The organism is Candidatus Baltobacteraceae bacterium (genome assembly GCA_035502855.1).
GTDB lineage: Bacteria > Vulcanimicrobiota > Vulcanimicrobiia > Vulcanimicrobiales > Vulcanimicrobiaceae > Aquilonibacter.
Window position 1 is genome coordinate 1 of record DATJTX010000014.1, and the last position, 11,648, is coordinate 11,648.

The window sequence follows — 11,648 nt, forward strand, 5'->3', positions numbered from 1 at the left end:
GCCATACTAGGCTTGGTCATCGTGGTTTCCTTTCGTGTCGATTGTTTTCTGCAAAAACAACCTTCGCCGAAAGCCACGGTGGCCGCTCTCATTTATGCGGCCAGGATAGTCCTCTCATACACCACGGCCTGGGACACGATCGGCTTCGCCGCTCCCCGTTCCCGTTTTCTCAGGTTGGGCACAACAAGAATACATTAGCGGGAACTGCAACGCGGCTTACCCGAACGGCTAGAAGGTGTCGCAGGCAAAGAGGGTGCCTATGCCTGAGTTATTTCGAAATCTCGGGAGACCGGCCGGTGGGGACGTAGGTGTAAGCTTTGGCCCCGGCCCACGCCTTCCCCAATATCGCACCGCCAGGCTGCTGTGGATCTGCGATCCGATAAAGACCGCCGATCCCGAAGCGGGCTGTCCGTCCAATTGCGCGGCTATGAATCGATTGCCGTACACCGTCATCGAGTACGATCCCAAGAACTTCCCTGAGGACACGTGGGTCCTCGTCCCGTGCGAGAAGCACGCTGATAGGTTCGAAAGCTTTCCCGATGTAGCTCCTCGCGACTGATGCGAGTATGAGATGACTTTCCGCGTCGATGCGACTCCGGATGCTCTGTTGTGTGAGTACAAGGCTTTATGAGATCACGTCCGCGGGTGTTCGCCGGTGTTGCGGAAATTACGCGTTGCGGAGATCGCCGGATAGCGGTCAGACGCACGGCGGTCACGCCTATCACGACTGCCTCGACGTTGCACATGCTGAGTGCGTGCCGATCGTGTATCCGCGCGCCGGGGCGGTGTGGCGCGGAGACGGCATAACGCTGACGTTCATCGGCCCGTCGTTGCCGTTCATCGGCGGAAAAAACGCGATCAACGACAACTCGATCGCGTTCATCTTGCAGTATCGCTCGTTTCGGGTGGTGTTTATGGGTGACGCGGGCGTTGCGGCGGAACGACGCTTCCTAGCCGAAGGCATCGACTCGCATGCCGACGTCCTCAAGGGCCGACATCACGGATCAGCGTACAGTTCGTCGCCGGAATTCATCGCCGCCGCACATCCCAGCAGCGCTATCATCTCGGTGGGGCGGCACAACCTCTTCGGCCATCCTGGATCATCGACGATTGAGACGCTCCAGAAAGGCGCCGCAACCGTCTACCGCACCGACGAAAACGCCGCTGTCGCGATCACGACGGACGGCTCATCCACGCGGGTCGAATCGGTATCGAATCCGTGCTCGCCTGCACCGGATTGTAAACTGGCAGCGCGGTAACGATCTAGCCTAATTCACGAATCGTAATTTGCGTCGCTTGGTAGAAATTGGGCGGTAGATGGAAGCCAAATGAAGCTGTGGGGCGGGGAACAATCGGATTCGCCCCGTGAAGCAACGCTTCAAAATGGCGCTTTGCGGCCTCCGCCTGCTCTCTTCTCTCATACCGATTGCCGGCGTGGTCAAATCCGGGGCCGCTTATGACGACCGCGTATCGCAATGGCGACGGAGGCTCGACGGGAATGGGTCCGTCTACAATGTTTCCCGCCGTTTCCTCAACATGCCGAAGTAAGGCTGCGACATCGAGGCCTGTTTCAACGAGCAATGTATCCAGGCGTTCGCCAATCCGTAACGCCAAGCTCACAATAACGTCCTTCAACGAAATGTATGGTGTCGGAAAGTCGTCGCGACTTATAGCCTCAAACCAAGGGCTGATTTCGTTTGGAGCATCAGGCCTAGTTACGGCCTTAAGTCTGACAAAGATCTCGGCGAGTTGCGCTTCTCGTAGTATTTCGCGCGACGGATCCCACGTTTCGACCGCAGAAAAGAAGATCGCCTCTAAAGAAAGCGGCACGTTATACCGCTGACAATTAGCGGCTGCCGCGCCCATGCTCTCTCGTGCCCGCGCACCGATGGTTCGCATCGAGTACTACTCTCGCGGACCAAACCGAAATTCCGCCTCCAGAGTATGTGCAGAGACCAATATACGCCCCAGCACTACTTGCTGCGCAAAACTCAGGGTACGATGGGGGCACGCCGAACGCCTGTTCGCCTCATGGCGAAGCGGTTTGAACAAACCGAAGGAGCGGTTGCGGCACGATCTTGCGGGAGCTACCTGGCCGGTGTGTGAGTACAGGACTTTATGAGACCGGAAGCGCTGCTCGTAACGCTCTTGCTCCGCAACCGGTGCGTCAGGCGTTCGCCGGCCGAACGAGCTTCCGGCGAATTGAGCGCCGCTGAGGGACGCCCAAAAGCGGCAGCGAAGCCCTTAAACCGGAGGTGTTCATTATGGACGTATCTCGCAAAGGCTTTCTTGCCGGAACCGCGGCTGCGGCAGCCGCCGTAGCCGGCGGCGCACCCTCGCTCGTCGCGGGCGAGAGCGGTTCGGCCACGGTTACGGGCCTGACGTTCACGATGCTGCGCGACGGCGGCGCCGACCACGTCGGGATTCGCGGCCGGCACGGCATCATCGACGTTTCGCGCGCGGCCGGCGCGCTCGGGATCTCCGATCCGCCGCAAACGATCGAAGATGTGATCGTAGGCCGGGGTGACGTCGCCTCGCTGCAGCGCATCGCTGCTGCGGCACCCGAGGGCGCGATACGCAGCGAATCCTCGGTGGAATACGCACCGCTCGTCTCGTCGCCGGAAAAGATCCTCTGCGTCGGTTTGAACTACCGCGCCCATTTGGCCGAGACCAACATGACGGCGCAGCCGTATCCCGATCTCTTCAATAAATACAACACCGCGCTCAACCGGCACAACGGCACGGTCGCGGTATCCACGCTTCCGCTCACGCAATTCGATTACGAGTCTGAGCTCGTACTCATCATGGGTAAGGAGGCACGCAACGTTTCCGAAGCCGACGCGCTGTCCTACGTCTTCGGTTATGCCTGCGGTAACGATTTCAGCGCGCGCGATGCGCAGCTGCGAGTCTCCCAATGGATGACCGGCAAGACGCCCGATCAATTCGCTCCACTCGGCCCGTGGCTCGTGACTGCCGATCAGATCCCGGACCCGCAGACGTTGCAGATTCAAACCTTCGTCAACGACGAGCAGACACCGCGGCAAGACATGAACACCGCGCAGATGATCTTCTCGTGCGCGAAGATCGTCAGTTACATGTCGGAGTTCATCACGCTCAAGCCGGGTGATGTGATCTACAGCGGAACGCCGAGCGGCGTGATTTTGGGATACCCGATAGACAAGCGGGTCTGGCTGAAAGCAGGCGATCGCATCACGACCAAAATCTCGAAACTCGGGGAATTGCGTTTCACGCTAACGTAAAGCTGGTAGGCCTATGAGAGGCCGGGGCCCCGGCCCGGAGAACATGACGAAGCCATGAAAAGGTTGCTCGGGATGCTCGGCCTCTTGAGCCTGCTCTACAGCTGCAGCGGTGGGGGCTATTTACCCTATGCGCCGCGCTCGCTCGATTCGCTGCAGGTCAGCGATCTCGTGTCGGAAGCATCGCTGACCACCGGGACGCCGCCTGGTTTAGTGCGCGCGGTGATGATGGCGGAGTCCGCGGGCGATCCTTCCGCGATCAGCCTCGCCGGCGCTGAAGGGCTGATGCAACTGATGCCTGGCACGGCGCGCGGCTGCGGTGTGAGCGATGCATTCGATCCAACCCAGAACGTGCAGTGCGGAGCCTCCTATCTCAAGCGACTGCTCAATCGCTATCACGGAAATGTGACGCTCGCCGTCGCCGCGTACAACGCCGGGCCGGGTGCGGTCGATCGCTATCACGGCGTGCCACCCTATCCGGAAACGCGCGCTTACGTCGCCCGGGTGGTCTCCGCTTACCGGAGCTACTGAGTGCCGCGGCGTAACCGGGCCGGCTAATCGATGGCGACGCTCACCGAACGCCAGCCGCATCCGGGCCTCCGTCTCGCCGCACTGCGCATCCCGATTCTCGATCGCTATCTCCTGCGCGAGATGCTCTTGCCGTTCTTCGCCGGGCTCTTCGCCTATCTGATCTTCTGGGCGCTGAACATCTTCTTTGTCGCCGCGGATTACATCATCAATCAGCACGCGCCGTTTTTTCTGGTGCTGCGATTCGTACTCTACCGCGTTCCGCAGGCGACGCCGATGGCGTTTCCGTTCGGGGTGCTGCTCGCCGGATTGCTGGCGATGGGGCGCCTCATGGGCGATAACGAGATCACGGCTATGCGTACCTCGGGCGTTCCGGTATGGCGCATCGCGCTCACGCCGCTGCTCTTCGGCTTTGTAATGTTCGGTCTATCCTACGCGATCAACGAGAACATCGCGCCGTCCGCAGTCGATATCTCGACGCGCACGTTCTATCAGATCCTCTACCATACCGACGCGCTGCCGGTCGAGCCGCAGTTCTTCCGAAAAGACCCCGACACCGGGAACGTGTTTTACGTCAACCAAGTGTTGCCCGACAACAAGACGATGGAGGGCGTTCAGGTCTTCAAACTCGGACGTTACGGGATCTTCGTCGAGACGCTGCAAGCCAAGACGGCCACCGTCGAAGGGACGCAGCTCGCGCTGCACGACGTGATCGACACGCGCTACGGCGCCGACGGCATGATGACCAGCCAGCAGCACGTCAAGGAAGCGTTGATCGGGCTGCCGTTGGCCGAGACCGCCGCGCAGTTCATGAGCAATCAGAACTCCGATCCGTGGACGATGTCGAGCAAGAATTTGTCGGCGCAAGTGAAGTCGCTTCAGCAGCAGGGCATCGGCGGATCGGCGCTGGGCAATCTCGAGATCAACCTCTACAACAAACTCTCGTGGCCGTTTGCGTCGTTCATCGCCGTCATCCTCGCAGTTCCGCTTGCAATGCGGTACGGTAAGCGCGGACAAATGCTCGGCATCGCGATGGCGATCCTTGCCTTCTTCGGATATTTTTTGCTTACGTCGGCCGCCGCAGCGTTGGGGCGCAACGGAAAAATCGATCCGTTGCTGGCTGCATGGCTGCCGAACATCATCATGGGCGGTACCGGACTCGTGTTGCTCTGGCTGGAAGAACACTGACGGCGTGAAGTCGAGATCGTTGAGCCGCCGGGCAGTCGCGGCAAGCGTATGCCTTTTTGCGTTGCTGTGCGGAAACGTTCCGGCCCGCGGATTCGCGGCGGAAGATCAGACGGTGGCAAACGCGCGCGTGCTGGCGCTGATGAACGGGCAGTCGTGCGCGATTCACGAGGCGCGCCTCTTTGCCAAGGAAGTCGGAGACTCGTACGAACCCGAGGGCAGCCGTTACGTCGCGCAATTCAATCCGACGCCGACGCCGAGCGCGTCGCCCGGCGTCTCACCGATGCCGACGCCGACATTCGGCACGCGCCCGAACTCGACCACCACGCTGTACGCAACGCCGAGGCCCACCGGCTCGCCCGGGACGACACCGCCGCCCGTTCCCACGCCGACACCCAATCCATTCGATCAGAATCAGCCCGTCTTCGTGCAGCGCGGCGGCGAGACGCCTTCGCCGATCGTACCCGCGGGAGCGCCGCGGCCCAAAGCCACCGCGGAGCCGACCGGCGTGCCGACGCTTGCCCCGAACTACATCGCGGTGCTAGCCGACAAGGTCTCGGGAAACACCAGTCCCGGAAAACCGGGCGAGGCGACCGGCAACGTGCACATCCTCTACGGCGCGGAAGAGATCGTCGGCGACGAAGCGCACTACGACGGACTGCGCACGATCACGATCACCGGTCACCCTTTCATCATCAACCACGCCAAAGATTCGGTGCTCCAAGCCGATAAGATCACCTTCGACACGATCGATCAGACCGCGATCCTCACCAACGGACGCGGCACCAGTTCGGAAGGCGTGAATGAGGGCCTCGTCCATTTCAGCGCCAAGGACCTGCACACCGACGCGCAGGGTGTCGGCCACGGCCTTGCACCATCGGTCACCACCTGCGAGAACCAGCGCGGCGGTTATCACATCACCGGCAAGAACATGGACGTCTATCCGGGCGACAAGATCGTCATCTATAAAGCGATCCTCTGGCTCGGCGCCGCTGCCGTGTTTTTCTTGCCCAAGGTCGTCATCCCGCTGCGCACGATCGACAATCCGAATCAGCGGCCCAAGTATTTCCCCGACGTCGGCTACGACCAATACGAAGGCTACTGGATCAAAACCCGTACGACGTTCGGGAAGGATCAGTACTTCTACGGCTATTACGTCCTGAATTATTTCACCAAGGTCGGGCTCGGCTTGGGATACGTTGCCTTTTATAAGAAGAAAAACGGGCGACGCGACGCGAGCATCAATTTCTACGAGATCCACGACCGGCGCGTCGATGCTACCACCGACAACTTGACCTTGACCGAGACCGAAAACATCTCCAGGACGCTGCGCGCCAACTTCAATCTCGGCTATCAGTCGAACTTCGGCCCGTACACGAACCTGCCGGCGACGACCAGTCTGAACTTCACGGTCGCCCATCAAACCGCCCACACTTCGCAGCAGTACGGCTTCAGCCGCAGCGCCACCGGTTCGCAATCGAGCAGCAACAGCTTTTCGTTCACCGATCAAGATCAGTTCAATCAGAAGCTGAGCAACGCGTTCAACTTCACGCTTTCGAGCAGCTCGTCGAGCTTCGGCGGCGTGGGTTCCACCAACTCGACCGCGACGGTCAACGACCTGCTGCACCTGACCACGCCCGGCGCGGACTACCAGATGACCTACAACAAGACCTTCGCGGCACAGCCGTACGGATCCGACGAGATCCCGCAGCTGCAGATCCGGCCTTACAAATTCTTTCCGGATTTTTGGATTCCGACATCGGCGAACTTCACGATCGGTGAGTACAGCGAGCCGTCTTATGCCTTCGCGACTCAGCGCGCCGACATGGCGTTCGTTCTCGGTCCCGAGATCGCAAAAATCTTCGGCAGCGATTTTCAAGGGACGGTCAACGTGAATCAGTACGCTTACGGAACCGGCGACCTCAAGGCGTCGATTCAGCAGCAAGCTTCGCTCACGACCCCGTTCAGCCAGCATTTCGTCAACACGCTGACTTATAGCGAGGAGAACTATAACGGACCGGCGTCCGTGCCGTTTTACACGCTCGATCAATTTCCGGGTACCAACACGAAGAACGCGCAGGATCTGGTGCGCGTCCTCAACGGCAATGTCTACAATCTCGCGCTCGGGTTCTCGACGTACTTCGACGCGAAGGCGCAACCCGTGACCTATCAGTTCACGGCCGCGCCGACGCCGAAATCGATCGTGCTCATCGGCGGTTCGTTCGCGCCGGGGCCCGGACAAGGGTTCGGAAGCACGAACCTGCAGCTCTCGACGCCGTTCGGCCGCGATACCTCACTGCAATTCGTCACTACCATCGACTGGACGATGCACGCACGCCTCGAGCAAAAGGTGCTTTACGTCACGCACACGATCGGGAACTGCTATCAACTGGAAGGGCTCTACAACGAGTCACAAAAGCTCGTGACACTGCAGATCAACATCCTCGCGTTCCCGACGCAGGGCGCGACGTTCGCCCTCGGTCAAGGCGGCCCGCTGATCCCGACGTCATTCAACAACCTCTGATCTACGGATTGTTGGCGATGTCGCCGCCGGCCAGTGCGTCAGATTGCGACGGATGCGTACCGGCCTGCACGTAAAACGCTCCGGTATCGAACGAGGTCGAGACGTCCAATTGCGGCGAGGTGTACGTCGTGTCGTTCGCACCGCCGGCGCCGAGCGAATCGACGATTTGGAGACTTCCCTGGCTTTCGTACTGCGAGACCTGACCTTGCAAAACGAAGAAGTTGAAGTTCCACAGATTCGAGACGGCCACACCGGAGGCGGTCGCGGTCGGCGACGGACTCGCTGTCGGACTCGCGGTAGCCGCAGCCGAGGCGGTGGGGCTGGGCGTCGGCGTGGTCGTGGCACTGAAGCTCGCAATGATGCGCGCGAAGATGACGGTGAATTGAGTCTGGAGACCGCCGCTGTAGAGCGTGAGGATCAGCTGCTGCGGCGTGGGGCTGATCGGGTAGAGCACCGGCGCCTGCGACGTATTGGCGGGCCGGTAGTAGTAGTACGCCTGTGCCTGAACGCCGCTGCCGCCGTTTCCGCCGACCACGATCGCGATCGAATAGCCGGCGTAGTTGTTGCTGGTCGTGACCGGAAGCGGCGTTACGCCGCTGCCCGAGGTGTTGAAGACGATGGCGTAGGAATCAGTGGAGAAGTTGAACGCGCTCTGAACGTTAAACTTCACGCTCATGAAGCCCGACTCCAGGCCGCCGGGTCCGATACCCGCGCGGGTGGGCGTAACCTGTCTTCCGCAGGCCGAGGCGATGACTACCGCTGCTGAACCCGTCACGAAACCCGCTCTACGAATCATGTCTTCCTCGGAACATCTGCGCTCGATGGTGATTGCGGCACTCGCGGGCTTGTTGTTTGCGCTGGCGTTTCCGCGCGCGGGATACGCGTGGGCGCCCCCCCTTGCCGCAGGGGCGCTGTTCTGGACCTGGCAACGCGCATCCTGGAAGCACGCGCTCATCCTGGGGTGGATCTGTGGGGTCGTATTTTTCACGATTTCGTTTTGGTGGTGGAGCACGACGATTCGCACTGCGGTCGGTCCGCTTGCTTACGCCGCGGTGATCGTGAGCGCCGCGATCGAAGCGCTCGCCATCGCGGTTGCCGGCGTCATGACCGTCATCGCTCGCGCACGCATCGCACCGGCGCTGGTGCCGCTCGCCGCCGCGCTTGCATTCACGGCAACCGAATGGCTGCGCTCGATCGGCGTGTTCGGCGTCCCGTTCGCGCAACTCGGAACGACGCAGGTCGAAACGCCGCTGCGCGCGCTCGGCGCATATGCCGGCACGAGCGGCCTCACGTTCGTTTTGTGGCTGCTGGGAGCGTATGCGGCCTACGCGCTGCGCACGCGCACCTGGCGCGCATTCGCCGCAGTGCTCGTCGCAGTTGCGTTGGCAACGGGCGCCGCGTGGGCCGCATGGCCCGCGCGTACCGCGCCGCCGCCGTCCGTTCCGGTGGTCGCGGTACAAGGCAACATCGCGCAATCGCTCAAGTGGCAGCCGGGCTCGCTGCTGCGTGCCGTCAACGTCTACACGGCGATGACGCGCAGCGCGATCGCCTATCATCCGCGGCTGATCGTGTGGCCGGAAACCGTTATCGCGATGCGCGGAGGCGGACTCAACACCGACACGCAACTCATGACGCAATTCACCGCACTCGCTGCGCAAGCCGACGCGAGCGTCGTGGTCGGAAGCATTCGTACCGGCGAAGGACTCTACTATAACTCGCTCTACCTCTTCACTCCCGGCGGAGTTACCGGCGTCTACGACAAACGGCAACTGGTACCGTTCGCCGAACATTTTCCCGGCGCACAATTTTTGTGGTGGCTGCCCTACGTCGGCGAATTGAACGGTAATTTCGCCGAGGGTACGGGGACCGGCGTCTTTCCGACCACGGCCGGACTGAACGTCGGTGAGCTGATCTGTTGGGAGTCCGCCTTCGGAGATCTCGCCTACGATGAAGTGCGCCACGGCGCACAGGTGCTGATCGTGGCAACCGACGACGCGTGGTTCGGGACGTCGTCGGGTCCGTACCAGCATGCCCAGATCGCGCAGATGCGCGCGATCGAGTCCGGCGAATACGTCGTCCGCGCCGCGGCGACGGGCATCAGCGGCATCGTCGCGCCCGACGGAAGCTGGGAAGCAAAGCTGCCGCTCGACACGCGAGGGGACGTTCACGGCATGGTCGGGCCTCCCGCCGGCGCACCGTTCACGCGCATCGGGCCGACCCGGATCCTGTTCGCGACGATCGTGCTCTATTTGCTGCTCGTCCTCTTCGGGAGGCAGCGTGAAGAAACGAATTAAGTGGCGCTGGGTCGCGCTGGCGGCCGGCGGGGTACTGGCAATCTACGTGATCGTCGAAGTGATCCTCGCCGGGATCGGCACGCCGCCCCTGCCGCCCGATCAGACCGGCATTACCCTGCGCGGCGGCCACGTTTTGGGCAACCGCATCACGACCAAATCCTGGAGCTTCGACTACACGACGGCACAGCTCTCACCCGATGGAACGGTGGGAACGGTCGAGGGGGTGCACGACGGCATCGTCTTCAAACACGGGAAACCCTACCTCAGAATCACGGCCGAACGGATCAGTGTCGATACGCTGTCACTGAATTTCACCGCGATCGGAAAGGTCACGGTAACCCTGATCGGCGACCCCCTCAAACGCTCGTTCGATACCGATCTCGTCATCTGGACCAACGGCTCGAAGATGCTCCTCATGCAGCATCCCAGCTTCCTGCATTCCGGCCATCACACGCTCGAGTTCGGCTCGGTCGCGATCAACTTCGCAACGGATCAGATTCACTTCGGCTCGATCGAGGGAAGCACTCAGATAGAACATTAGATCGTTCGGCCGCCTTCCTATTTTTGCGGAAATCGGGCTCGCGCGGAGCAGCCGGTCGGCCGATAGATAAGGCATGCGCCGCTTACGCTCGGCTCTTACCTGTGTGCTCCTTTTGGCTCTTCCCGCCTGCGCGCACAAAGGACCCGCAGCGCAGCCGTCGCTTCCGCCGATGCTGATCGACGACCGGGGCGTCGTGATGCCGCTCGAGCAAGCGGTCACGAAGATTTCCTACCGTCCCTGGGTACCGCCGCGGCAGATTCTGAAATACGCAGTCATTCCGCCGCTCGGCGACTTGGACACGCCGAGCCACCGCGGCGTTGCGTTCGAATACCAATACGGCAATCAGGCGATGCTGCTCTCGGAATGGCCGAAGCAAAACTTCACGCTGCTGTTCTTACACGGCGAAGACATCACGTCGACGCCGTGTAAGATCGCACACTATAAAGCCGATGGCGTTGCATGGACGACGAAGAGCAACCTTGCGATGACGCTTCAGCCCGACGGGAGCGTCGACCCCAAGGACGTCGAAGCGGAAGCGAGGCGGTTGATCGCGGCTGGAGGATGCCGCTGACGCCTCAGCTCTCTTCCTCGCTGGATTCGTCGACCCGCTTCTTCTTGGCCTCGGCGATCAGCTTCTTCACCTTCTGACCGCCCTTGTGGCCGATCTCTTCGTAGAAATCCGGGCCGTACTTTTCTTTGACGACTTTGCCGCCTTTTTGACCGATCGATTCGTAGAACTCTACGCCATGCCGATCGCGTGTCGCCTTGCCGCCTTTGCGGCCAATCTCTTCATAGAAGGTCGATCCATAGCGATCGCGCACGGTGTCGCCGCCCTTTTTGCCGGCCTCGCGCACCGACATGTCTTTCGCAGCGTCGTCATCGGCTCCGCTCCCGCCTTTTTTGCCAGCCATAAATTGGATTACCGTTCGGGATGAAGTGGAGCTTACGACTTACGCTTGGGCTTTTGGCCGCCTTTTTGACCGATGACTTCATAGAACGAGGGGCCGTATTTGGTTTTGGTCGCCTCGCCGCCCTTGCGGCCGATCTCTTCGTAGAACTCCGTGCCGTACTTCGCTTTGACGCGCTCGCCGCCGCGACGACCTGCTTCGCGCACGCTCATGCCGCCTTGCGGCTCCTCTTGAATCGACATCTGGATTTCATCTCTCCTTGCGGAAAAGGATACGGACGTACTATGCCCAGACGCCCGGTCGCTAAACCCAGGAATTCACAAGCGTGAGTTCGACGGCGAGCGGCGGCCAGGGCGAGCGCTCGCTCTCTTTGTCCTCCCCCGGCCGGTATCCGCGCCGCCGGGGTTGAAG

The 11,648-nt window shown here is 61.1% G+C and carries 13 protein-coding genes; 9 read left to right on the plus strand and 4 right to left on the minus strand.

All coding sequences use genetic code 11. From position 1 onward, the window contains the following. A partial coding sequence (locus tag VMF11_02545) for a hypothetical protein (GenBank protein ID HTU69174.1) occupies positions 1-198 on the plus strand: 198 nt, incomplete at its 5' end. A 476-nt stretch (positions 199-674) separates the two neighbouring features. After that, positions 675-1,259 carry a hypothetical protein gene (locus tag VMF11_02550; GenBank protein ID HTU69175.1) on the plus strand — a complete coding sequence of 195 codons (585 nt, stop codon included), beginning with the start codon at positions 675-677 and terminating at the stop codon, positions 1,257-1,259. A 4-nt stretch (positions 1,260-1,263) separates the two neighbouring features. Here the strand turns inward: VMF11_02550 and VMF11_02555 are convergent, their stop codons facing one another. Further along, on the minus strand, positions 1,264-1,899 hold the full coding sequence (locus VMF11_02555; protein HTU69176.1) for a hypothetical protein: 636 nt from the start codon (positions 1,897-1,899) through the stop codon (positions 1,264-1,266). A 365-nt stretch (positions 1,900-2,264) separates the two neighbouring features. Between VMF11_02555 and VMF11_02560 the strand changes: the two genes are divergently transcribed. The 4 genes from VMF11_02560 to VMF11_02575 are packed head-to-tail and all read left to right on the plus strand — an operon-like array spanning position 2,265 to position 7,494. Beyond that, on the plus strand, positions 2,265-3,260 hold the full coding sequence (locus tag VMF11_02560; GenBank protein HTU69177.1) for a fumarylacetoacetate hydrolase family protein: 996 nt from the start codon (positions 2,265-2,267) through the stop codon (positions 3,258-3,260). A gap of 54 nt (positions 3,261-3,314) precedes the next feature. Continuing rightward, on the plus strand, positions 3,315-3,788 hold the full coding sequence (locus VMF11_02565; protein HTU69178.1) for a lytic transglycosylase domain-containing protein: 474 nt from the start codon (positions 3,315-3,317) through the stop codon (positions 3,786-3,788). A gap of 30 nt (positions 3,789-3,818) precedes the next feature. Then, entirely contained in the window at positions 3,819-4,973 is a 1,155-nt protein-coding gene (locus tag VMF11_02570) for an LptF/LptG family permease (GenBank protein ID HTU69179.1), read from the plus strand. Positions 4,974-4,977: 4 nt separating this feature from the next. After that, positions 4,978-7,494 (plus strand): hypothetical protein, encoded by a 2,517-nt coding sequence (locus tag VMF11_02575; GenBank protein HTU69180.1) that lies wholly within the window; start codon positions 4,978-4,980, stop codon positions 7,492-7,494. A 1-nt stretch (position 7,495) separates the two neighbouring features. Here VMF11_02575 and VMF11_02580 read toward each other — a convergent pair whose 3' ends face one another. Then, positions 7,496-8,170 carry a hypothetical protein gene (locus VMF11_02580; GenBank protein HTU69181.1) on the minus strand — a complete coding sequence of 225 codons (675 nt, stop codon included), beginning with the start codon at positions 8,168-8,170 and terminating at the stop codon, positions 7,496-7,498. 118 nt (positions 8,171-8,288) lie between these two features. Between VMF11_02580 and lnt the strand changes: the two genes are divergently transcribed. The 3 genes from lnt (at position 8,289) to VMF11_02595 (ending at position 10,900) form a co-directional block, all read left to right on the plus strand. Continuing rightward, positions 8,289-9,788 (plus strand): apolipoprotein N-acyltransferase, encoded by a 1,500-nt coding sequence (lnt, locus tag VMF11_02585; protein ID HTU69182.1) that lies wholly within the window; start codon positions 8,289-8,291, stop codon positions 9,786-9,788. Then, positions 9,772-10,329, plus strand: coding sequence for a hypothetical protein (locus VMF11_02590; protein ID HTU69183.1), 558 nt, complete (start codon positions 9,772-9,774; stop codon positions 10,327-10,329). Before lnt ends, VMF11_02590 begins: the two co-directional genes overlap by 17 nt. A 73-nt stretch (positions 10,330-10,402) precedes the next feature. After that, positions 10,403-10,900: a hypothetical protein gene (locus VMF11_02595; protein HTU69184.1), complete on the plus strand. Its 498-nt coding sequence runs from the start codon at positions 10,403-10,405 to the stop codon at positions 10,898-10,900. 4 nt (positions 10,901-10,904) lie between these two features. On the opposite strand, the gene VMF11_02600 is transcribed toward VMF11_02595, so the two are convergent. Together VMF11_02600 and VMF11_02605 are read right to left on the minus strand one after the other, a co-directional pair. Then, on the minus strand, positions 10,905-11,183 hold the full coding sequence (locus VMF11_02600; GenBank protein ID HTU69185.1) for a hypothetical protein: 279 nt from the start codon (positions 11,181-11,183) through the stop codon (positions 10,905-10,907). An 89-nt stretch (positions 11,184-11,272) separates the two neighbouring features. Continuing rightward, positions 11,273-11,479, minus strand: coding sequence for a hypothetical protein (locus tag VMF11_02605; protein ID HTU69186.1), 207 nt, complete (start codon positions 11,477-11,479; stop codon positions 11,273-11,275). Positions 11,480-11,648 lie beyond the last annotated feature (169 nt).

Excerpts from the sequence above, each read along its gene's own strand:
- VMF11_02555 (HTU69176.1), bottom strand. The coding sequence starts at position 1,899 with ATGCGAACCATCGGTGCGCGGGCACGAGAGAGCATGGGCGCGGCAGCC.
- VMF11_02560 (HTU69177.1), top strand. The coding sequence starts at position 2,265 with ATGGACGTATCTCGCAAAGGCTTTCTTGCCGGAACCGCGGCTGCGGCA.
- VMF11_02565 (HTU69178.1), top strand. The coding sequence starts at position 3,315 with ATGAAAAGGTTGCTCGGGATGCTCGGCCTCTTGAGCCTGCTCTACAGC.
- VMF11_02570 (HTU69179.1), top strand. The coding sequence starts at position 3,819 with ATGGCGACGCTCACCGAACGCCAGCCGCATCCGGGCCTCCGTCTCGCC.
- VMF11_02580 (HTU69181.1), bottom strand. The coding sequence starts at position 8,170 with ATGAGCGTGAAGTTTAACGTTCAGAGCGCGTTCAACTTCTCCACTGAT.
- lnt (HTU69182.1), top strand. The coding sequence starts at position 8,289 with ATGTCTTCCTCGGAACATCTGCGCTCGATGGTGATTGCGGCACTCGCG.
- VMF11_02595 (HTU69184.1), top strand. The coding sequence starts at position 10,403 with ATGCGCCGCTTACGCTCGGCTCTTACCTGTGTGCTCCTTTTGGCTCTT.
- VMF11_02605 (HTU69186.1), bottom strand. The coding sequence starts at position 11,479 with ATGTCGATTCAAGAGGAGCCGCAAGGCGGCATGAGCGTGCGCGAAGCA.